General features: G+C 47.6%; 17 protein-coding genes. 5 read left to right on the forward strand and 12 right to left on the reverse strand.

Going from position 1 to position 21,240, the window contains the following annotated elements; genetic code table 11:
• Positions 1-35: 35 nt before the first annotated feature.
• Positions 36-1,016: a stage II sporulation protein M gene (locus tag ACIFQN_RS19440; protein WP_429834668.1), complete on the forward strand. Its 981-nt coding sequence runs from the start codon at positions 36-38 to the stop codon at positions 1,014-1,016.
• Here the strand turns inward: ACIFQN_RS19440 and ACIFQN_RS19445 are convergent.
• From ACIFQN_RS19445 to ACIFQN_RS19465, 5 genes are read right to left on the reverse strand one after another with little or no spacing between them, the layout of a single operon-like run.
• Complete coding sequence (locus ACIFQN_RS19445) at positions 983-2,353, reverse strand: DUF58 domain-containing protein (protein WP_429834669.1); 1,371 nt, start codon at positions 2,351-2,353, stop codon at positions 983-985. The genes ACIFQN_RS19440 and ACIFQN_RS19445 overlap by 34 nt on opposite strands.
• Positions 2,304-3,224 carry an AAA family ATPase gene (locus tag ACIFQN_RS19450; RefSeq protein WP_429834670.1) on the reverse strand — a complete coding sequence of 307 codons (921 nt, stop codon included), beginning with the start codon at positions 3,222-3,224 and terminating at the stop codon, positions 2,304-2,306. Before ACIFQN_RS19450 ends, ACIFQN_RS19445 begins: the two co-directional genes overlap by 50 nt.
• A gap of 7 nt (positions 3,225-3,231) precedes the next feature.
• Positions 3,232-4,359 (reverse strand): DUF4350 domain-containing protein, encoded by a 1,128-nt coding sequence (locus ACIFQN_RS19455; RefSeq protein ID WP_429834671.1) that lies wholly within the window; start codon positions 4,357-4,359, stop codon positions 3,232-3,234.
• Entirely contained in the window at positions 4,352-4,978 is a 627-nt protein-coding gene (locus ACIFQN_RS19460) for a DUF4129 domain-containing protein (RefSeq protein ID WP_429834672.1), read from the reverse strand. Before ACIFQN_RS19460 ends, ACIFQN_RS19455 begins: the two co-directional genes overlap by 8 nt.
• Entirely contained in the window at positions 4,971-5,993 is a 1,023-nt protein-coding gene (locus ACIFQN_RS19465) for an ABC transporter ATP-binding protein (RefSeq protein WP_429834673.1), read from the reverse strand. Before ACIFQN_RS19465 ends, ACIFQN_RS19460 begins: the two co-directional genes overlap by 8 nt.
• Positions 5,994-6,178: 185 nt before the next feature.
• Between ACIFQN_RS19465 and ACIFQN_RS19470 the strand changes: the two genes are divergently transcribed.
• A complete protein-coding gene (locus ACIFQN_RS19470; protein WP_429834674.1) occupies positions 6,179-6,805 on the forward strand; it encodes a hypothetical protein in 627 nt (208 codons plus the stop codon).
• A 128-nt stretch (positions 6,806-6,933) separates the two neighbouring features.
• On the opposite strand, the gene ACIFQN_RS19475 is transcribed toward ACIFQN_RS19470, so the two are convergent.
• The 5 genes from ACIFQN_RS19475 to ACIFQN_RS19495 all read right to left on the reverse strand — a co-directional run bounded on the left by ACIFQN_RS19475 (position 6,934) and on the right by ACIFQN_RS19495 (position 14,176).
• On the reverse strand, positions 6,934-7,104 hold the full coding sequence (locus tag ACIFQN_RS19475) for a hypothetical protein (protein WP_429834675.1): 171 nt from the start codon (positions 7,102-7,104) through the stop codon (positions 6,934-6,936).
• On the reverse strand, positions 7,088-8,227 hold the full coding sequence (locus tag ACIFQN_RS19480; protein WP_429834676.1) for a glycosyltransferase family 4 protein: 1,140 nt from the start codon (positions 8,225-8,227) through the stop codon (positions 7,088-7,090). The genes ACIFQN_RS19475 and ACIFQN_RS19480 overlap by 17 nt, the downstream gene beginning before the upstream one ends.
• Before the next feature lie 28 nt (positions 8,228-8,255).
• Complete coding sequence (locus ACIFQN_RS19485) at positions 8,256-10,313, reverse strand: CotS family spore coat protein (protein WP_429834677.1); 2,058 nt, start codon at positions 10,311-10,313, stop codon at positions 8,256-8,258.
• A 175-nt stretch (positions 10,314-10,488) separates the two neighbouring features.
• Positions 10,489-13,773 (reverse strand): SNF2 helicase associated domain-containing protein, encoded by a 3,285-nt coding sequence (locus ACIFQN_RS19490; protein ID WP_429834678.1) that lies wholly within the window; start codon positions 13,771-13,773, stop codon positions 10,489-10,491.
• Positions 13,774-13,918: 145 nt separating this feature from the next.
• Positions 13,919-14,176: a DNA primase gene (locus ACIFQN_RS19495; protein ID WP_429834679.1), complete on the reverse strand. Its 258-nt coding sequence runs from the start codon at positions 14,174-14,176 to the stop codon at positions 13,919-13,921.
• Between the two features lie 248 nt (positions 14,177-14,424).
• Between ACIFQN_RS19495 and pdaA the strand changes: the two genes are divergently transcribed.
• A complete protein-coding gene (pdaA, locus tag ACIFQN_RS19500; RefSeq protein ID WP_429834680.1) occupies positions 14,425-15,207 on the forward strand; it encodes a delta-lactam-biosynthetic de-N-acetylase in 783 nt (260 codons plus the stop codon).
• A 59-nt stretch (positions 15,208-15,266) separates the two neighbouring features.
• Here the strand turns inward: pdaA and aspA are convergent, their stop codons facing one another.
• A complete protein-coding gene (aspA, locus tag ACIFQN_RS19505) occupies positions 15,267-16,691 on the reverse strand; it encodes an aspartate ammonia-lyase (protein ID WP_429834681.1) in 1,425 nt (474 codons plus the stop codon).
• Between the two features lie 157 nt (positions 16,692-16,848).
• Here aspA and ACIFQN_RS19510 point away from each other — a divergent pair, with 157 nt between their 5' ends.
• The gene (locus ACIFQN_RS19510; RefSeq protein WP_429834682.1) at positions 16,849-17,367 is read left to right on the forward strand and encodes a Gmad2 immunoglobulin-like domain-containing protein; all 519 of its coding nucleotides are present in this window, start codon (positions 16,849-16,851) and stop codon (positions 17,365-17,367) included.
• A gap of 151 nt (positions 17,368-17,518) precedes the next feature.
• On the opposite strand, the gene ACIFQN_RS19515 is transcribed toward ACIFQN_RS19510, so the two are convergent.
• Positions 17,519-18,937, reverse strand: a complete 1,419-nt coding sequence (locus ACIFQN_RS19515; RefSeq protein WP_429834683.1) for an amidohydrolase — start codon at positions 18,935-18,937, stop codon at positions 17,519-17,521.
• A 207-nt stretch (positions 18,938-19,144) separates the two neighbouring features.
• Here ACIFQN_RS19515 and ACIFQN_RS19520 point away from each other — a divergent pair, with 207 nt between their 5' ends.
• Positions 19,145-21,238, forward strand: a complete 2,094-nt coding sequence (locus tag ACIFQN_RS19520) for a helix-turn-helix domain-containing protein (protein ID WP_429834684.1) — start codon at positions 19,145-19,147, stop codon at positions 21,236-21,238.
• The last annotated feature ends 2 nt before the right edge of the window (positions 21,239-21,240 follow it).

Consider the following 21,240-nt stretch of genomic DNA (forward strand, 5'->3'; position numbering starts at 1 on the left):
TCTCGTTTCCCTGTTCGCATAAGGAGGAATTTTTCTTGGATATCACTTCGTTCTGGCATAAACACAAAGCCGCATGGGCAGAACTGGAGCAATTGGTAGAACGCTTTTCCCGTCAGCCCCGAAAAATCGGAGCAGCGGACATCGACCGTCTCACCCACTTGTATAAAAAAGCATCTGCCCATTTGGCGTATATTCGTACGTATCATCCCTCTGATGAAATCACGCTCTACTTGAACCAGCTCGTTTCCCGTGCTCATAATTTAGCGTACAAACAGCATTCTGGCAGCTTGCAGCAGTTAGCCCATTTCTTTGGTATCCACTTGATGCAATTAATTGACAAGCGCCTCGGATTCATCGGAATGGCTGCCCTTTTGTTTATCATCGGAGGGATATCCGGTTTTGCTGCGGTGATGGCAGATCCACTCAACCTGTACTACGTGCTGCCGCAAGGGATGGCCGAGCAAATCGACCCCACCCGGCTGGGCGAAGGACATGGTTCCATCAACAGTCCTGTCATCTCGACATTGATCATGACCAACAATATGAAGGTTGCGATACTTGCGTTTGTCAGCGGAATCACACTCGGGCTCTTTCCCATCTATCTCTTGTTGTTCAACGGCCTCTTAGTCGGTTCTCTTGCAGCCGTGTATTTTCAGGCTGACAGCAGCTATGCATTCTGGGCGTACATCCTGCCGCATGGCGTCATCGAGCTGACCGCCATTTTTATCGCAGGTGGTGCAGGGCTGCATATGGGATATCGCTTGCTCGTTCCTGGCCGCTTTGCCCGTAAATATCAGTTTCTCGAGGCAGCCAAAGAATCTGCGCAGCTCCTGCTTGCCACTCTCCCGCTTTTAGTCATCGCAGGAATCATCGAGGGCTACATCACTCCGTCTGCCCTTTCTCTAGAAGGCAAGTACGCGGTTGCCCTCGTTACCTTACTTATTCTTTTCGCTTGGTATCTGCTTGCCCACAAGCGGCGAGCCTACAACGCTTCTCTCGATTTGATTTCTAAATAAGCATTTACGACTGTCAGCGTCAACTGATCGGCCGGTACATCCAACACCTGGATTCCCGCGCCGGTCATTTTTTGTTGAAAAGCTCTTCGATCCAACTGAAAGCGCTGGGCCACTGACTTGACGAAAGCCAATCGACTGTTTTCCGTTTCCACGTGACTCCATCTGTAGAGAAGCGGATCAGCCAAGGAAAGCAAAAGGAGCAGATGCGAGCGTCGCATTCTCCATAAATAACTGCCTAGCTGATCCTCGACGAGGTAGTTCTCCATATCGGAGAATAGCACGACCAGGCTTCGCTTTTTCTGCTGGCGGTGAAGAAATTCTAAAGCCTTGGCAGGATCGGCTTCCACGAAATCACTCTTTATGTTATAGGTAGCGGAAAGGATTGTATGCAAATGACGAAGCCCTTTGCCAGGCGGTATGTAGACTTTGACCTCATGAGAATATGCCAAAAGCCCAACCTGATCGCCTTGGCGAAGCGCTACAGCAGCCACTGTTAACGCTGCTTCCAGGGAAACATCCAGCCTCGTCTTGTTATCCAGCTCCACACCCATGAGCCTTCCGCAATCAATTACGATCATAATCACTTTGCCATGCTCCGGACGGTACTGATTGGTCATTAATCGTCGCGTACGAGCGGATGCAGACCAATTGATGAAGCGCGGGTCATCATCCGGGACATACTCCCTGATTGCATGAAATTCCGAGCCCATTTTTGCACGACGTACAATCTTTTTGCCATCCACGATCAGACTTTCCTGCACGGACGCGAGATACCCGCGGACAGCAGACAAATCGGGAAACACCTTGATCGACTGCTCACACGGAAAACGGCTCTGTCTATACCAAAGACCGATTTTCCCGTGCCAACGCAAGTAAAGCCAATGAAATTGATATTCACCCCGTTCTTTCGCCCGCGTAGTGTAACTGATTCTCGTCTCACCCGTATCCATGATGCCAGCGATTGGTCCAGTCTCTACAAAAGAGAGCGGTAAATCATCCACAAGCGAATAGCCGACGAGCTGGCCACTTCGGTTTTCTAAATCTACCTGAATGGAAACCGGCTGACCTAGGTCGGTCTGCTCAGGCAAAATTCTTTTCAGCGACAAATCACGCCGCTTAGGTATAGTGACCCAGTCAATCAAGCTGGCTATTAAAATCAAGCTATTATACAGCCAAAAAATCGTATAACCCCATCCCATCCAAAAACCAGTCCCTGCAAGAGGGGTTCCGAGCAGAACCAAGAGAATCAGCCGCTTGGTCGGCAGAACGAACCGATCAGCCAGAACATCAGCGAGGAACTGGAATAGCCGCCAACGTTTCGTCGATGATGTGGTCACTGGTGCCCCCCTCCAATTCTACCTGCGGTGAAAGAATAAGGCGGTGGCGCAGTGCCGGACGAGCCACCATCTTCACATCATCTGGCGTCACATAGAGACGGTTGTCGAGCAGTGCCCAGGCCTTGCTCGCCATTAAAACGGCAATGCCGGCTCTGGAGCTCGCTCCGAGCTGCAACCGCTTGGTCTCTCTCGTTTTACGGATCAATGTCGTGATGTATTCCAAAAGCGAGTCATCCACGACAACCTCTTGAAGCTTTTGTCTTTGGGCGATAATTTCATCTAATGAACAAATTTGTTTTTCAAAACTCGCTTGGCTTTCCTCCCATGGCCTGTGCTGCGCCAAGATTTGCTTTTCATGCTCATGCGAAGGATATTGCATCGTTAGTTTGAACAAAAAGCGATCAAGCTGTGCTTCTGGCAGCACATAGGTACCCTCATACTCAACCGGATTTTGTGTGGCTACGACAAAAAACGGTTCGGGTAGCGGATAAGTGACTCCGTGTATCGTGACCTGTCCCTCTTCCATCGCCTCCAAAAGAGCCGCTTGTGTTTTGGGAGGGGTACGGTTGATCTCGTCCGCAAGCAGCAGATTGGCAAATACGGGACCTCTTATTGTTTCAAATTGATTCTTTTGCATATTAAAAACGACCTGACCAATAATGTCAGAAGGCATCATGTCCGGAGTAAATTGAACGCGCTTGCTCTCTCCCCCGATCAATCGGGACAGCGTCCGGACCATTTTAGTCTTGCCTATTCCCGGAACACCTTCCAAGAGTACATGGCCCCCTGCTAGTAATGCGGTGATCAACAACCGAATGTTCTGTCGTTGTCCGACCAGCTCTTTTTCCATTTGTGCTACCAATTGCTCCACGTTTTTGTCACTCCTTCTCTAGGCGCTTGCTCATTTCATCCATCAAAAGACTATCCACAAGCAGCTTTTTCTTCGTGTATCTCTCCCCGCTTTTTGCTTGCTCCAATCGTTCTAACAAGCTTGCCAATTTACTCACTTCACTATCGGTCCATTTCGTTTTGGCCACTCGAATGAGTTCTGAACGGTCTGCTCGTTGATGTAGTCCCCAACGATCGTGGATGAGTTGACGCAAATAGGCTTCCCTATGTAAGAACGCATCCTGGGCAAGACTTCTTTGTTCATACCAACTCGATACAGCCAAAAGAGTTTCATCTCCACGGCGAACAGTCCATTCCCGCAATGTATAAACAGGGCCAAAGCGTTTGCCTCGCCACCACACCCACAACAGCAGGACTATAGCCAACTGAGTGCAGATGACAATCAGCCACCCCGGATAAATGGCAAAAAAGCCGGGCTTTTGCTGCAAGCCATGGTGGTACTCGTCGACCCATATCAAAGGCCAATCTCCCAGAAGGTACGGCCATATGGCTTCAAAGTGCGAATGGCGCTCAATCTGACTGTTCGTCATCCACTCAGGTACGAGAAAAAGGGTGATGCTGCCTTTCCCCACTGACGTCCGCCCAGCTAAAATTCCCTGATCGTCGTATAAAAGTGCTTCCATCGACTGCGCTTCATTTAATCGGACGAGAGAGTCCGCGCGGCCCGAATAGCCCTCTCCCAACAAGGGTCCTCTCATGTTTCGCTCTTTACTGTTTTTTTCTTCCGTAAAATGTGTTGTGAAGGGCAGTTCTTCCCATTCGATTGGGCTTTTTTCGAACAGAATCAGATGATTCCCTCGTTCTACCCAATTGCGAATTTCCTCCTGCTCATCAATCGTCATATGGTTTGGCTCCACTGCAAGTAATGCCTGGCCTTCCTGCCCAGGTAAAAAGCGCATAGGCTGTCGCCATTCTTTGACGCTCTTCCCTTTTTCCTCAAGCAAAAGCAGCACAGCCTTGATTCCATCCGGCTGCGCCGAAGCAGCCAGATAAGGGGGATAATGCATAGACGATGGCCTTAGTATGAACCACCCCAGAACGAGTAGAAAAAGAATCGCAATGACTATTCCTGCGCGATAGGCTCGCAATTTATCCATGCTGTCCCTCCTCGCGCCACATTCCCTCCAGCTCTTTCACACGTTCCCAGAACTGTTCTTCATTTACTGGCGCTTGCCCGTACCATACTTGGTCAAAAGTTCGCGCGTGACGCCGGAACAGCCCTTCTACTGCCGGCTGATTCATTTGCAGCTCATCTGCATATTCCCAGTTGGTCTTCCACTGTTCGATCCGAATCCACGCTTTCATTTGCAAATAGACCAGCAGGGCCAGAAATAGGGAGCGCTCACCTTCCCGCCAATCCCCCTCTTGTCCCCGTTGTTTTGCATCACGTAAATAATCCATATAGGAACGTATTTTTTCGCCCTGGACGAATAGCGATCGTTGCCTTTTCTGCTCCCATACGATTCGTTTCGCCTGCCAGTAAATGGAGAAAATCAATCCCAAGCCCGCTATGACAAGAACGATGGTGGATACTGTACTTGAAGCTGTTGCCGGTATTTCCGTCCATTCAAACAGCTTCGCAATCATTTCTATCAAATAGTTGATCGCTTTTTCGATTAGACTTTCTCCATCACCCTGGATTTTTTTGAATTCGTCCTGGGACAAAATTTCTCGCAACCGTTCCTTGTCTTGCGAAATGGTCCATCCACTATTCATGTGGAGCTTCCTGTTCATTTGGCACAACTGTGGCTTGGTCTTGTGTCATCTGATTGTTGAGCATGACTTGCAGGTCGGTTCCCTCTTTTCGGACAACCAAATCAAAATAAGTAAGGGCATAAACAATCGACATCCATGGCATCAACAAGCAAGCCAAAAGAACTAAAATGAGCTGCGCTACGATCGACATTCCCATTGTCCCTGTCGTCAGAGCCTGCACCCCTCCAGAGAAAATCGAGTAGAGTACGCTTAAGACAAAGAAAATGGCGAGCAATCTCCAAAAGTTCCCTTTCGTTAAACGCCAGCTCTCTGCAAGTCCAACACCATTTTGCTCGAATAACACGAGAGGCAAATAGAAGCTCCAGCGCAGCAAGAAGAATCCAGGTACGAGCATGGTGCCGATGATAAACACGATATTGCCCACAATAAACAACAACATCAGGAAAATAGGGTTTACATCATTCCCTAGGCCCAGGAATGTGTCGAAGGACCCGCCGAATGCCACTGTCAGCAAAAAGAAAAGCAGCATGCAAGCGAGAACGAAGCCGATCATAACTCCCAAAGCAACGAGTCCGTACACCACTGTACTGCCGACTAAAGGCCAGAAACGACCAAGCGCCTGTTTCATTGCGTCCTTCAGTCGCAATTGCTTTCCTTTGATTGCACCCTCCGTTAGTATTGTAGCAACGGAAATCATCTGCGGATAAGCAACAAAAGTCATTAAAGGAATAACAATCACTATGTACGTTACAAGTAGAGCCATATTATCCGTCATCAATTCTTCTTGACCCATAAACCGATTCCCCATAGATTCCCAAAAGTCCAAACCGTCCGTATCTTGCATAAGCAATGGCATACTGCCGATATCAACCATCAGAAATTGCTGCAATAACAAAAAGGGGCCAAACCAAATGAGGGCTAACAGAAAAAAAGCAGCAAAGTGTTGACGATATACAGAGAAACTGCGATCAAGCAGCTTTCCTACTCCCATAGGAGCAAGTGGCGTTTGATTCATTGTGAAACCTCCATCATCCTTTTTGAGATTACCGTAAATAGTATACACGATTTTCCACTCCTTTTAAGAATTTCCTGCCCTTTTTTTCTTTCTAGTGTATTTGTCCATAACAGCCCTGCCTGTGTTGAATATGATGAACCATGGAAAAAAGGAGGTGTTTAGCACTGAAAGCAGCGAGGAAGAAGGTGCAAGCAAATTCGACAAATCTTCATCGCCGGTCTGCCCGTGCTCCTCGAAATCTTTCTACGAACAAACTAGTAAAAGCGAACGATCAACGTATGCTGCGGGTCAATGTTCGTGCCCCTAACGTGCATTTCACGGCACCAGTACCTCATGTTTCCGTTACGGCTCCCACTCCGTCCGTTCAGGTGGAAGCACCCACTGTTCAGATACAAGCCCCTAAGCTTGTAATCATCCCTGCTCCCATCGTGAAAGTAGATGTCGAAGCTGAGGAGAGTACAGACGAAGTCAGTCTAAAAGGTCTGCGAAAAGAATTGCGAAAATGTATGAAAGAAAACCAGATCGTGGAGCTGATACTGACAACAGACTGGGGACCAGACAGCCGCTCTTATCGGATGGGAACCCTGGTTCGAGTCGATGAAGGACTGATTGAACTGCGCACCCATGCTTCTCTGCCAAACAAAGGCGGGAGCATCTTGATTCCGCTCAATCGCATTGTGGCGATTATCCCCAACCTTCAGGTGCCTGCTCAAGTGGCCGTACCGGAATCAATGAAAGAAACAGAATCAGTCCCACTCAAATTAGTCGAGAGTTCGGGAGAGCGAAACGACCGTCATCTTGCTTCGGGGTAGGCAGGTTTTTCAACAATTGCACATCAGCTGTGCAATTCCCTTTGGCGGGGGAACGATTGCTGCGGCTTCCCCCAGCCAGATCTCCTCTATCAGTCTACATTTTGGACAAGCTGAATCGTGTGGACTTTTCAAGCTTGTCCTCTCGTTGTGATGACGTGCTTGTTATGCCTGTTCGCCAGGTCAATAAAAAGATCAGGAGAAATGAGCCATTGCCCACCTTCCTGATCGTTTTCCTTGTGATACGAAAGAGAGATCGGACTCTCCTGCTTACTGCCGTTACGGTCAAGAGCCCCAAACATCCAGGACCTCTTGCGCAACACGCTCCCACGTAAAGCGCTCTTCCGCCAATCGCCGTCCGCTGCTCCCCATTTTTCCCTGTAAATCCCGGCTGGAAAGCAATGTATTCAACTGCGCAGAGAAGGCTAAGGGATTCTCAGGCTCTTCTACCAATAGCCCGTTGCCCCCAATGATCACTTCAGCATTACCCCCGCGTTTTGTTGTTACGAATGGCAAGCCTGCAGCCATTGCTTCATAATGAACGCGGGCCAAAGGCTCCTCCCACTGCGAAGGACAGACAAAAATGTCTCCTGCCCAAAACCAGTGATGGATTTCCTCCGCTGGTACAAAACCGGTTGTGATCACGGGTATGGGTGACCGATCTGCCAGCGAACGCACATAGGCAACGTAGTCGCTTATTTTATCAACCCCGTACCAGGAACCTCCTACGAGGACGAGAGCGATATTGGAGTGCTGACGGTGTAAATCATTCATCGCCCGTACTAGAATATCTGCTCCTTTTTTCGGGGTAAGTCTGCCCACAAACAAGATGACCTGCTTGTTACCGAGATTGTGCATTGTGCGTAGTTGTTGTCTGATTTGCTTTGCCGTCTGTGATTTGTCCCACGGAACGAACGTTTGCAAATCTACTCCTGAATAAATCGTACGCAGCTTGCCTGCAGCCTCCGGGTATAGTGAACCGATTACACGGCCAACGTAATCGCTAATCGTAATAATTCGTTCTGTGCTGGCAATGGCCTTTTGTGCTGTTTCCTGCTCGATTTTGGCCAGATCAAACATATCATTGTGCATACTTAAAATGATTCGAGCATCTGGGCACACTTCCCGTATCATTGGCACTAAGCGAGGCCGATTGAATACGTGAATGACTTCATAAGAATTCACCCGCAAAAACTTGATCACTTCTTCTGCATACGTTTCGAATACACCCATGCCATTTACCCTTGCATAGCGGACATTGCGAACCTGCTCATCCAGAGGTAAGGAAGGATCTGTTGTCCCTAGTACAGTCAGATTGTGACGTTGCCCAAGAAAATCGGCTATACCAGCAATGTAGGTTTGGATCGCACCCCCGCGAACGGGTGGCACGGGCAACTTTTCCGTGCATATCATAGCTACTTTCATCGAAATTCTCCTTTCCTCATACGGCTTTTTACCTGCCTCTAGCCACTTTCAATCCTTTTTGTGCTCGTGGCTTAACCGACCGGGCATTTGCCATTTTTCGGCTGGGGGCTGCCACCTTCGAATAGGCGAGAGCTTTTGAGACTGGTGCGCGCTGAGTCTTTGCAGGAGAAACGGCCCGCTTTTGACTTGCAGATTTTTTGCGGTATTGACTAAGCTTTGCCACTTCTTGTTTTCCAGTCTTTGCTTTACGTAGAGACTCAGAAGCCTTTTTTATTACTGGACTTCTGGCTTGAACGGTTTTTGCTTTCGTTTTGCTTATTTGCTTTTGTACATTTGTGGATGTAGATGTGGAGATTTTCTTCTTCTGGTTCAGTTTCTTGATACTCGTTGCCTGTTTTTTGGATACAGGCTTTTTGGACTTCGCGGCTTTCCATTTCTTTTTCTCCAGATGCGAAGCCAGATCAATTACATTGCTATTGGAGGATGGCTCTGGGGTTGCTTTTTTTCGAGTTGCAGCAGGAGTGGTTGTTGGTGTCTCTGCTTGCACGGGAACAGGAGCTTCCGTGGCAGTTGGTTTCTGTTCGACTCTGACCGTTCTGTTATTTCGAGACCGTTTTTTATCCGTGCTATTTGATTCGGCCTTGTTTTTATCCAACTGCTTTTGTTCTTCTGCGGCTGGGATCTGCTCGACTTTTGCAGCCTCACTGCTGACAGTTGATTTTTTTTCCTTACTTTCCTTACTTTCCTTGCTTCCTTCCGTTGTTTTTTTGTTGACCACGCTATCTTCACTGGTGGACTTTTTCTTCGGGACCTTGATAGTCGTTTTGCTTTTAGCCGGTTGATCTTCACGCGCTACAGCGGCTGCAGTCGTCTCCGTCTTCTCTTGCGGTTGCAGAACCCATGTCTGTTGATCCCAAGCAATCTCAGAAGCTTCACTTTTCGGCGTGCCTGCAGCCAGCAATTGCTCATAATTGCCAGACTCGTATTTCGACGCGTCTTTCGCAAGCTCCGCCAAGGCCTGGGTTTTGGTTTGATCTGCTGTGAGCACTCGTTGCAAGATCGCATCTGCCTCTGTATTCAAAAATGTAACCGGATCGAAGAACATTTCTTTCAAATGTTTGTAAAACTCATTTGGCATCGCCATGTCGATCAATAAAACCTCAAACGACTCTCTATCCAGTGGATTCGCTTTATGATAGGCTTCAATCATTCCTCTTATCCAGTTCACATCCCACACACCCATATCGTCCATGGTGCTGGTGATGAGCTTGCGCAAGTCGCGGAAAGGCAAGTCGTACGATACCCCGTCAAGGTCTATGACCCATAGTCCACCTGGACCGTTTTGCCCGTTTGACCAACCGTAATCCTGATGAACGAGTCCCCAGTGCGGCTCTCCCATAGCGACCATACTGGGATAGGCGGATGCTTTTAACCTGGTCAACCCTTCTAGGGCTTGCTGTTCATACTGATCCACTACAGCCAGGATCGACTTGCTCGCGACTGTTTCAGGGTAGGCCTTTGCCATTTCCCGCATCCAGCCTGTTTTTTTGGCAATTTTTTGATAATAATTCGGCCAGCGGAACAAGCGAGATGAGTTTTTGGCACCTAAAGGCGGGATGTAGCCTTTGGTGTGGCGGTGAAACTCACCGAGGCCATAACAGAGCTCTTGTGCACCAGTCAAATCTACTTTGGTAGCTGGTTGCAGGTCGATCCAATCTGTAACAATCCATAGCTTACCGCCCATTTCTACAAACAACTTCCCGTCTTTAGCCGGAATTAATGCGGGAACCCTAGCCCCTTGTTTCACGACATAATCTTGCAGCCCTACGCTGTACAGACTGCGTTCCGGAGTACGATGCAAGACTTTCAAGCTACGAAGACCCTTATTTGTCTCGATACGCCAAATAGCGCCGCCTTTGTCCGGCTTTGAAGTGATCAAAGTACGACTGCTGACGGACATATCATATTGTTGGATGACTTGTTCGGCTATTGCATCTACTTCAGGAGGCACATGCATATCCCAATCGACAGGAGTTGCTTCGGTTCCATCCCGGGTGTCCCATGGCTTGATCAGGTACTGTTCCATACCATTCCCCCCCATGTTTCGCTGTAGAGTAATAACGCTCCATTCTTAATAAGCTATTCGCTCTGTTTTGAACCCGAAACGGACAAATATCTAAGTATAGATTCTACCGCATTCCATATTCCGCGCAAAAAAAATACCTTGACCTATTGAACGATGCAAGGTCAAGACATTTATCTTATATCATCAAAATTTCACGAATGTCCTGCTCGTTTAAGACGGACATTGCCTCCTGTCCCGGCTGGACCACTTCCTCAATGAGATTCTTCTTTTTTTGTTGGAGTTCATACATTTTTTCTTCTACCGTACCTTGGGAAACCAGGCGAATCACTTGCACGACCCTCTTTTGCCCGATGCGATGTGCACGATCGGCTGCCTGTTGCTCCACAGCAGGATTCCACCATAGATCGTAGAGGATAACCGTGTCCGCACCAGTCAAATTCAGTCCCGTACCGCCTGCCTTTAGTGACATGAGAAATAAATCCCGCTCCCCATCATTGAATCTATTGCACAGTTCTACACGCTCGGCGGAGGGAGTATTGCCATCGAGATAGAAAAACGGTACCCCCTGATAACCTAATTCCCTCCCGATCATACCTAGCATTTCAGTGAATTGAGAGAATATCAATACTCGTTTTCCAGCACTTCTGCACTCCTCAATAATCTCCAAAAGCTGCTCGAATTTGGCTGAGCTACCCTCGTAGTTTTCTACGAACAACGCAGGATGACAACAGATCTGGCGCAGTCTAGTCAAGCCAGCAAGGATTTTGATCCGATGTTTCTGAAAGCCCTGGTCATTCAAATGCTTCAACGTTTCCTGCTGTAATTGTGCCAAATAAGCGGCATACAGCTTCTTTTGATCGGACAGTAGTTCAGAGGCTTGGAAGGACTCGATTTTTTCAGGCAGTTCTCGAAGAACGTCACTCTTCAGCCGACGTAACAGAAAAGGACGTGCTCTTTTGGCAACAACCTCTCGTGATAAGTCATTGAATTTTTTCCTGCTGGGAAACAAATCAGGGAATACCGCATCATAAATCGACCACAACTCCTCCAGTCTGTTTTCCACCGGTGTCCCCGTCAATGCAAAACGATACAGCGCCTGAACTTTCTTGACAGCATGGGCAGTTTGGGTTGTGTGATTTTTAAATGCTTGTGCCTCGTCCAATATGAGGGTATGAAATGTCTGCTCCCCGTATTGTTCGCAATCTCTACGGAGTAAAGGGTATGAAGTGATTATCACGTCTACCTCAGATACATCCTGCAGCAGTTGCGTTCGCTGATCTCTATTTCCGTCGATAATGACTGTTCGAATTTCAGGTGCAAATTTCTGGAGTTCATTGCGCCAGTTGTATACGAGAGAAGCAGGACAAACGATCAGCGCAGGCTGTTCTTTTTGCCTAATTTCAGGTAGCACAGAGACTAAAAAGGCGATGCTTTGCAACGTTTTGCCCAGCCCCATATCATCTGCCAGAATGCCTCCAAAGCGATAGTGCGCCAACGTCTTCAGCCATTGAAATCCATACTTCTGATAGTCACGAAGCACAGATTCCAGCCTCTTCGGCACAGGGAAATCAAGATGATCGGGATTGCGCATATTTTCCAGCAGTTGACGAAACGATTTGCCCAATTGGATGGCTTTCCCTTGTCGCTCTGTCTCCATTAAATGAATACTACGGACAACAGGGAGGCGTATTTGTGTTCCGTTCCAATCACGGTTACGAATGCCCATGTCGTCCATAAACCGGGTCATTTCTTGGAAATCTTGACCTTCCAACGGCAGCAGTGCCCCGTTTGGCAAGCGATGATATTTTCGCTTTTCCTCCAGCGACTGTAAAAGCTGACGTATGTCCGATTCCGGAATTCCGTTCATATCAAAAGACACTTCCAGCCAATTCGTTCGCGCATTTAGATCCACTACCACTTTTGGTGCTGTATGTCCGGTGTGCAGTCTGACTTTTACTGCGGAAGTTGCATACACACTCACCAGCTTTTCCAGCTGTGGAACGACATGATACAAAAATTCGTATTCTGCGTCCTCATCCTGCAGGAAATAACCGCCTTCTGTGCTGGAAAATGCGCTTTGCTCCATGATATCCAGAATTTGTCGCTCGCGCTCCCCATCTCTCATTACGATCAAGTCGGCCCCACGCTGTTGATTCTGTTGTTCTAACGGATTTATGACAATATCCCCGTACTGGAATTCGAGTCCCGCTAAAAGTCGATCTCTCACTCTGTCCAAATACAGCTTTGCTTTTAGCTTGGTTTGCACGATCCGATCCGAGACAGCACGGGCGATATGGACGCTTCCCAGCTTCATCAGCCCCGGTACCACCTGAACCATGAACGTTTCGATTTGCTCAGGAGGAATCTGTATTTTTTCTTTTCGATTCGCTTCCAACATCTGCTTCAACCCCGCGAGACGTCTGCACTGCTCCGCCGAAAGCTTCAGCAATTTTCCCTCGATCACGATTACTCCATACGACTCCATTACCGTAATGGCTTCCAATCCTTCGACGTCCAGTTGATAGCCCTCTCCCTGTAATTGGTCAAAAGCATACTGAACAGGAATCGGTCCATCAAACAGCTCAAGCTTGGTACATGCAGCATCCCCGTGCTGGATTTGTACCGATGAGGCTGCAAGCAGCAGTGGGAGAAGGATGTCCCATGTGAATGGAGGTACCAACAGCATTCGATCACCACTTATACTTTCTGCCTGGTTGGGGTAACGATTCGTAGTTTCACGATAAATATTTTCGTTTTGGTAGATTTGGGTCAACTGCCGAATAATCGCGTCATCTTCTTTTCGAAAACGATGGAGCTGTGGATCGTACGTAAAATGATTGGAAAAAACAAAGGGCTCCCGTTTATGTATTCGCTCGAGAAAATCCCTCATTTTTTTAACGATATATAGTCGTTTGGTCCCGACCTTCAGTTCTATGCCGAACATGTACTTGCGATAGCCGTAAGGGAATATCTTGCAAATAAACTCCACTTCTAAGCATACCCTGGAATCCTGAAGCACAGATCGGGAGCTACTAGGTCGAAGCGGTTTGACTTCGAACAATTCTAGTACGCCTTTTGTCAGTTGCATATTCCCTGATGTCCACCCCGAAACACCCTGATACTGTTCTGATTCTTTTTTTGATGGCAGAGAGCGGACAGATGTTCTGTCGTCTTGGAGCATGTCCTTTACTTGCAGGAGCGCAGCGGCGATATGCTGGCAGTATTGATCATATGAATGAAGCGTGGGACAAGTACAAGCTGCTCCTATCCCACTCCCGTCTATTTCTATGCTGACCTGATAGTGACTGTCTCCCGCCTTGACTGTCGCTTCAAAAGAGACTGCTTCGGGATCATAGTAATTCATCGTCACTTTTCTGGTACGGTAATATGCTTTTCCTTTTTCATAGGAAATCCGACCGCATAACGTTTTTATTACGTGATCACTAATTGTAAAGCTCATGGTCTTGACCCTTTCTATTCAAACGAATTAATTCAATGATAACAGATTGAATAAAAAAACGCTTGGTCAGTCAGCAAAGAAGAAGATGCGTCGTTCGACGCACCTTCTTCTTTTGCAATATAAAAAGGCAAAACTCTATTTACGATTAATCTTCCTCGTCGGAATCTTCTTCCTCAGAGTCGGCCTCCTCAGAATTACCATCCCCATCGGAGTCGCCATCTTCGTCTTCCTCGTCTTCCTCATCTTCTTCATCTTCGCCATCTTCGTATACGGGATCTTGGTCACCGGTGAAAATCCATTTCTTTTTGGTTCCATCCTCGTATTCGATCTTTACTTCAATTTCTTCAATTTCGTCGTCATCGCCAACTTGTTTTTGCAAATACTTCAACCAATTCAGCCCCATGACTACACCTCCGGTACTGGATGATTTTACATTTGACTCGTCAGCGGCTCACCGTTGACTTTGATACTATATGAAGGATGCCATGTAGTTGTTTGGACAGTTGTCTATTCTTTTATATATTTTTCATACCCCATGCACTTTTCTCTTACGCTAAGGAATGCCTTACATAAATGGGTAGGGACTGGACAAACTTTTGATGGAAACCTAACATCTCGTTTGGCCTTGTGGAAAGGACGTGAAATTTGGTTATGGACAAGCTATACAAATGGGGCATGGTCAGTCTCAGTTTTTTGCTGCTGTTTGCCTTGCCGCTCCAGTCTTCTGCAGCTTATCAGGACCATCCCTATCATTTTGGCTTCAAGAAAAGTAAAAACGGCGAACTACCCTCCATCACGGAGGAAGGCTTTAAAGGGATCGTGGATCGTCATGGGGCTATCTTTTTAGGGGATACATCGAAGAAGGAACTGTACCTGACATTTGATAATGGCTATGAAAACGGGTATACCGCTTCGATTCTGGACACCCTGTTGGTCAGAAAAGTACCTGCCATCTTTTTTGTAACGGGCCATTATGTAAAGGAACAACCCGAGCTATTAAAACGCATGACGACAGAAGGCCATCTCATCGGCAATCACTCCTGGAGTCATCCGGATATGACTACGATCTCGAATCAAAAGGTGAAAGAAGAGCTAGCGAAAGTAAAAGATGCTGTCACCCAAGTGACCGGTCAAAAGGAAATGCAGTATGTACGACCACCTCGTGGCATCTTCAGTGATCGCACCCTGGCTGTAACCAAGGAAGTGGGTTATACCAACGTTTTTTGGTCCGTCGCTTACAAGGATTGGGATACAAAAGTTATGCGCGGTGCCAAATACGCATACGATAACGTCATGTCTCAGCTGCACCCCGGTGCGGTGATCCTTTTGCATTCCGTATCCAAGGATAATGCCGAAGCACTTGGTTCCATCATTGACGAGGCCCGCAAGCAAGGCTACGAATTCAAGAGCTTGGATCAACTACCTAAAAAATAAGTCAGCTCATGAACAGCAAAAACTCCCGTATCGAGTGACGGGAGTTTTCGTATCACTAATTAGTTGCGATCAAGCAAGGACGCTCCAGCAATCCCAGGGTGAGTCATCTCAAATGGATCCAAAATCAGATCCAGCTCTTCTTCGGTCAGAACATTATGCTCCAGGCATAGCTCCCGCACGGATTTTCCTGTCAAAATGGCTTCGCGTGCAATGCGTGCAGCGGTTTCATAGCCCAGGTGCGGATTGACAGCCGTGATGACCCCAACACTTTTTTCTACATATTCTCTCATGCGCTCACGATTTGCCTCAATTCCTTCCAAGCAGTATTGAGTAAAAGCACGGAACGCATTATCCATGATGCTGATGGATTGCAAGAGATTAAAGACAAGCACTGGCTCCATCACATTCAGCTCGAGTTGTCCAGCTTCAGACGCCAAGCAAATCGTATGGTCATTGCCGATCACTTGGAACGCTACCTGATTAATGACCTCAGCCATTACCGGATTTACTTTTCCTGGCATGATGGACGAACCAGGCTGGCGAGCCGGCAGAGAGATTTCCCCCAGACCAGCGCGCGGACCAGACGCCATCAAGCGCAAGTCATTGGCGATTTTGGACATGTTCATCATGCAAACCTTCAGTGCAGCAGACACTTCTGTATAGGCATCTGTATTTTGTGTAGCGTCAACGAGATGTTCTGCTCCGCTCAGTGGGAATCCGGTGATTTTTGCCAACTGTTCCACAACTGTGGTAATATAACGCGGGTCTGCATTCAAGCCTGTACCCACGGCAGTTGCACCCATGTTGACCTCATAAAGATGCTGGCGAGATTGCTTGATCCGTTTGATATCACGCTCGAGCACACGACGGTAGGCTTCAAACTCTTGGCCTAGACGAATCGGAACGGCATCCTGCAAATGAGTTCGACCCATTTTAATGACGTCATCAAATTCAGTTGCTTTTTTGCCAAATGCATCATGCATGGCTTCCATTGTCACCAGCAGTTTTTCCAGCAGGAAGAGCGTCGAGATGTGAATAGCCGTTGGAAATGCATCATTGGTAGACTGAGACATGTTAACATGTGTATTGGGGCTGAGATTGAAATAATCTCCTTTTTTCTCTCCCAAAATTTCAAGTCCGCGGTTGGCGATCACTTCGTTTGCATTCATATTGATGGAAGTTCCCGCGCCACCCTGGATAGGGTCTACAATGAACTGATCATGCCATTGTCCCTCAATGATCTCATGGGCAGCTTGGACAATCGCATTTCCCAGACGAGCATTGAGACGGGATACTTCCATGTTGGCAATCGCCGCTGCTTTCTTAACCATTGCCATTGCGATGATCAGGGAAGAATGTAGACGGTAGCCTGTGATTGGAAAGTTTTCCGTCGCACGCATAGTTTGGACGCCATAATAGGCATCGACAGGAATTTCCTTTTCACCGAGAAAATCCTTTTCAATTCGATACGTATGTTGTGCCATTCTTTTTCGACCAGCTTTCTAGGAATAGTGGTTAATGCTTCCCCCCCATTCTATCACAGTTCTTATGTTAGTAGCCCCCTATTGTAACACTGGCTCTGTTTTCTACGTCTTACTAAGTGGAAGGACTCACAACAAACCGACAGAATCGAGGGATACCATGAAAAAGTTTCTTCTGTTACTGTTGACAGTAGGAGTGCTCCAAGGCTGCACAAGCGGTACACAAAACCCGGCCAGTCCGGTGGAGCCACAAACTCCTCCTGCTACAACTCAGCCGCAAACACCCGGCACGCAGCCAGAAACACCTACTCCAACACAACCGCAGCCACCGGCTGAAACGCCACCAACTACCCAACAACCTGATCCAGCCGCTGCCGTCTATGCCAATGACATTTTCCGCAACGTCACCGTTAAAAAGACGGGGCAGGACACCTTTGAAGTCAAGGGTCAGGCACAAGTATTTGAAGGCGTTGTCAGTTATGTCGTGGAGGATGGCCATAACGAGCTGATACAGGGCTCTATACAAACCTCCGCTGGTGCTCCTGAATGGGGTGACTTTACCCATACGTTGAAAGTAAAAAAAGCAGAGCCAAACAGTACATTGATGTTGATTCTATTTGAGACGAGTGCAAAAGACGGAAGTCGCAGAATGGAACTTATTATTCCATTGCCAGAATAATAGAAGTCGCTTAGCCTTTCATTCATTACCATTTTCTTCATATTCGACAGCACTGAGAAATCGTCATTTCTTTTTTGCACCTTCCATACAACACAGCAAAAAACCATGTGGACACGTATCCTTCATGGTTTTTTGCTGTGTTTAGAAATGGTTATAAACTAGGTGTCAACTGCCCACTATATCCTGGGGGCACTACCTCATCAGGAATCCCTGCCTGATAATCAAAACCTTTTGTGTTCTCCACGAATTCGGCCTTTGCCCTCTCCAGGATACCGTTTGTGTTGTTCAACAAATCGTATGCGGTAAGTGCCATGATTTTGGCTGCGTAGTGCATTCCCTTCATACCGATCGTTGACCCAAAGGAAGCAGTCGCCTGCCATGTGTGTACGGTGATTCCCCTCGGTGCGCATGTCGTCGTGACTTGTCCTACAGGTGTGATCCAGGAAACATCCCCTACATCAGTAGAAGCACCTACCGATTTACCTACCTGGTTCAAATCGTGATAAAAGACCGAATCCAATCGTTTTTCCTTTTCGGAACCGCTTGCTTCTGTACCTGATCCTACGGGTGCCACTGCATTGTATAGCTCTCTTGCGAATGCCTCTTCTTCCTCTGTAAAAACGATCTGTCCCGCATCCGTTGCTTGCGAAAACATCAGTTCGTTCAAGGCAAGATTCGGCAGTGTATCGTAGCAGCCTGCCTTTATTTCCCAGCGCACTGTCGTCTCCGTCATCATCGCTGCACCTTGCGCTATTTTTATCAATCTGGCCTGTAGCTCGTCCACCTGCTTGCGATTTGCCCCACGCAAGAAATAATATACACTGGCGCTATCAGGAACGATATTGGGCGCCATTCCGCCATTTGTAATTTGATAGTGGATACGTGTCCCGTCTGGCACATGCTCTCTCATATAATTTGCGCCTACATTCATAAGCTCTACCGCGTCCAGTGCACTTCGTCCAAGATGCGGAGCTGATCCCGCATGCGCGGTTATTCCTGAAAAATAGAATTCGATCGCGGACAATGCCTGAAAACGGACATTGCTCGTCGCATTCGTACTACCTGGATGCCAAGTTAGCGCACAATCCAAGTCCGCAAAGACACCAGAGCGTGCCATGAACGTTTTGCCTGAAAGCAGTTCCTCTGCCGGACAGCCGTAGTAGCGAATTGTTCCCGGGATGTTTTCTGCATCCATCCGCTGCTTGAGCGCAATCACCGCCTCTACTCCCGCTGTCCCCAACAAATTATGTCCGCATCCATGACCAGGACCATTGACTACGAGCGGTTGATGCACGGGACTAACCTGTTGCGACAAACCGGGGAGTGCGTCAAACTCACCTAATATCCCAACAATCGGATGAGAGGTTCCGTATTCCGCGATAAATGCTGTCGCTATATCCCCAATCCCGGTACGAATACGAAACCCTGCTTGCTGCAGAATCTGTATCTGGAGTGAAGAGGCGAAGCTCTCGGTATAACCAAGCTCTGGATTCTCCCAAATTTTCCTCGACACCTCTGTAAACGTATCGGCATTGGCATCAATCCAACTCGTGATATCTGATTTTGCCATCGTAAGCCCCCCTCTTTCCTTGCGTTCGTATTTTAGATCGTACATGCTACTTTCCATTTTCTCCTCATGCTTCCATTTTAGTTAAGCGCTACCCAGAAAATCATTAGTGAAACCTCTCATCTTTTACTATAATAGTTGTGTATTTCTCCAATGAATCTCACTTCTCTAACGATGCAGGGATATAGGTATGAGGGAGAGTGTGCACAGATGCAAAATATACGCATGAGTATGAACCAAGAAATGTTCTTCGACGCTTCCTGCCATATTTGGACTGCTACTGCCCATCATCACTGGGCGTACGCAAACCCCAGTCGCAGCAATCTGACTGACTCAGATACAATGCCGTCTTGTGCGGAATGGAGCTGGCCGTGTTCCGATCATTTGACAGAGTTCTCTTACACAACACATTTTGATAGCGAACGAAAGGCCCAGCTCTTCGCATTTATAACGGAGCCTCCCGAGTCGCTCCCTGTTCGTGCGCTGCTGTTTGGTGATGAACCATTGACGCCGTCAGCATGTGATCTTTTTGTGCTGCATGTCAAATACGCTCTGTTGCGTAAATCTTCCCAGCACCAATGGCAAGAGCATGACCAATGGCTTTACGCACTGCAATCCCTCACAGCTTCGCTCGATCTGGACGAGCTGCTGCTCCACATTATGCATAACGCTTTGCATGCGATTCCTGCTGTTGATCGTGGCTTTTTGATGCTCTACGATGCGGAATCAAATCTACTTGTTCCAAAAGCAAGCGTTGGTATGGGGCCAAGTATTTACGAGTTCAAGGTGGCCGTAGGTGAAGGGATTACGGGAAAAGTGTTTCAGGAAGGAATCGGACGCATTTTTGATCGGGAACAATCAAAAGAAGCGATGAAAAACATCCAAACGGGGAATATGGAGAATCTAAAAAACGCTTCGATCACAGACGACGTAAAGTTTGATCAGCCGATTGTAATGGCTGTACCTGTCACCATGAATGCGGAACAAATCGGAGTACTGATCGTGCATCAAATCAAGGCGAAAAGGCAGCTTACATGGCATGACTTACGCCGCTTACAAGGATTTGCTGACCTCGCAGCGATCGCCATTTACAATGCCAAACTATTTACAGAGTTGCGCGTAACCAATGAGTATTTGGTCAAACGAAGCCAGATTCATGAAGTCTTCATCCAGCTCTCTCTTCAAGAAGCTGACTTGACCACCGTCACAAAAACAGTAGAGCGGATGCTCGGGCTGCCAACAGCCTTGATCGACCTTGCGCAAAATGAGTGGTTTCCCCCTCAGTCGCCTGTAGCAAGCTCTCTTTTCGATGCAGAAGCACTTTCGGATTGGGAGCAAAATAAGTCCGCGCGAGAAGTGCAAGCACCAAGCGGTATCCCCGTCTACTTATTTCCCATCATCCATGGTGGCGTCACACTCGGCTGCTTCGCCGTGGAAACACCTCGTCCACTTGAAAAGCTCGATATTGTGGTGTTGGAACAAGCTGGGGCGGTCGTTGCTTTGGAAATGATGAATTCCTATTCGCTCACAGAGCTGAGTTACAAAAAAAGCTATGAATTTTTTAACGAGCTCCTACTATTCCGAGAACCAAAGCAAATCGTAGCCAAGGCAAAAGAGTTCGGACTATCAGCTAGTCTGCCTCTCTTTGTCGTCATGCTGCAAATTACCGACCAAACACAGGATCAAAAGAGAAAAGAGACTCACTTGCGACGCTTGATCGCTGAACTCAATAAAGCGCTTGGAAAAAAGAACGTACTTATTTTCAACTTCCACGAAAAAATTACGATTGTGCTGCATGTAGAAAATAGACTTAAGCAGAACAGCCTGATTAAAAAGCTGAATGCTGCTATCTCGCACTGGGAGCATGAAGAAACCCCACCCCTATACATCGGCATCGGTGGTGTATATGCTGGGCTGGAGCACTGTGCAAAAAGTACTGAAGAAGCGAGCAAATCCCTCTCCTTTCTTCTAAACAGAGCCAAGCCTGGGATGATTCGCTATGAAGAGATTGGGATTAATCGTCTCTTTCTCCATCAGCCTCCTGAAGAGATCGAACGATTTATTCAGGAAATTTTGGCACCTCTGCGCAGTCCTAAAGCAACGGCTAGCGAGCTAGAGCAGACTTTAAAAGAATATATCTGTGCAAACCGCTCCACCTCTTTGACTGCAGCGCGCTTGCATATTCACCCGAATACACTCTACCATCGACTTGGCAAGATCGAAGAAATTCTCGAGGTCGACCTGAACGATCCAGATGATTGGCTCAGTCTCTACTTGGCCTGTCATTTGAGTCAAACCTATTAATG

The sequence above is a fragment of the Brevibacillus sp. NRS-1366 genome (genome assembly GCF_050467985.1).

Bases quoted from the DNA above. Each gene is read 5' to 3' on its own strand.
- ACIFQN_RS19455 (WP_429834671.1), bottom strand. From the start codon at position 4,359: ATGGATAAATTGCGAGCCTATCGCGCAGGAATAGTCATTGCGATTCTT.
- ACIFQN_RS19460 (WP_429834672.1), bottom strand. From the start codon at position 4,978: ATGAATAGTGGATGGACCATTTCGCAAGACAAGGAACGGTTGCGAGAA.
- ACIFQN_RS19465 (WP_429834673.1), bottom strand. From the start codon at position 5,993: ATGAATCAAACGCCACTTGCTCCTATGGGAGTAGGAAAGCTGCTTGAT.
- ACIFQN_RS19475 (WP_429834675.1), bottom strand. From the start codon at position 7,104: ATGTTTGGGGCTCTTGACCGTAACGGCAGTAAGCAGGAGAGTCCGATC.
- ACIFQN_RS19480 (WP_429834676.1), bottom strand. From the start codon at position 8,227: ATGAAAGTAGCTATGATATGCACGGAAAAGTTGCCCGTGCCACCCGTT.
- ACIFQN_RS19485 (WP_429834677.1), bottom strand. From the start codon at position 10,313: ATGGAACAGTACCTGATCAAGCCATGGGACACCCGGGATGGAACCGAA.
- ACIFQN_RS19490 (WP_429834678.1), bottom strand. From the start codon at position 13,773: ATGAGCTTTACAATTAGTGATCACGTAATAAAAACGTTATGCGGTCGG.
- ACIFQN_RS19495 (WP_429834679.1), bottom strand. From the start codon at position 14,176: ATGGGGCTGAATTGGTTGAAGTATTTGCAAAAACAAGTTGGCGATGAC.
- pdaA (WP_429834680.1), top strand. From the start codon at position 14,425: ATGGACAAGCTATACAAATGGGGCATGGTCAGTCTCAGTTTTTTGCTG.
- aspA (WP_429834681.1), bottom strand. From the start codon at position 16,691: ATGGCACAACATACGTATCGAATTGAAAAGGATTTTCTCGGTGAAAAG.
- ACIFQN_RS19510 (WP_429834682.1), top strand. From the start codon at position 16,849: ATGAAAAAGTTTCTTCTGTTACTGTTGACAGTAGGAGTGCTCCAAGGC.
- ACIFQN_RS19515 (WP_429834683.1), bottom strand. From the start codon at position 18,937: ATGGCAAAATCAGATATCACGAGTTGGATTGATGCCAATGCCGATACG.
- ACIFQN_RS19520 (WP_429834684.1), top strand. From the start codon at position 19,145: ATGCAAAATATACGCATGAGTATGAACCAAGAAATGTTCTTCGACGCT.